This window comes from Mesorhizobium sp. M1A.T.Ca.IN.004.03.1.1, from assembly GCF_003997555.1.
Lineage (GTDB): Bacteria > Pseudomonadota > Alphaproteobacteria > Rhizobiales > Rhizobiaceae > Mesorhizobium.
In genome coordinates this window covers 1-260 of sequence record NZ_RZTV01000556.1, presented here as the reverse complement: position 1 = coordinate 260, position 260 = coordinate 1, and the positions used below count along the sequence as shown (strand labels likewise).

The window sequence follows — 260 nt, the reverse complement described above, 5'->3', positions numbered from 1 at the left end:
GGCGCATCGCTCGAGTTCGTCCTGGCCCTCGCCTGCGCGGGCACGGGCGTGCTGCTGTGGACACTGCTCGCCGAGGCAGGCGCCGCGCGGGCCGCGACGTTTGCGGGGCTGCGCGTGGTCGAGGCCGCCGTGATCCTCGCCGGGATGCTGCCGTTGGTGGGCACTCTGCTCGTTCCGGGAACGAGGGTGGATGCCGCGATGTCGGTGCACGCGGCCGCATTCCTCGTCGGGCAGGGGCTCGTGATCGCGGTCAACTCCGT

At 72.7% G+C, this 260-nt stretch carries 1 protein-coding gene; it reads left to right on the top strand.

Annotated elements, in window-relative coordinates; genetic code table 11:
* Positions 1 to 260 (top strand): DUF4386 family protein (locus EOD29_RS36330; RefSeq protein WP_206520579.1); only part of this gene is annotated, 260 nt, incomplete at both ends.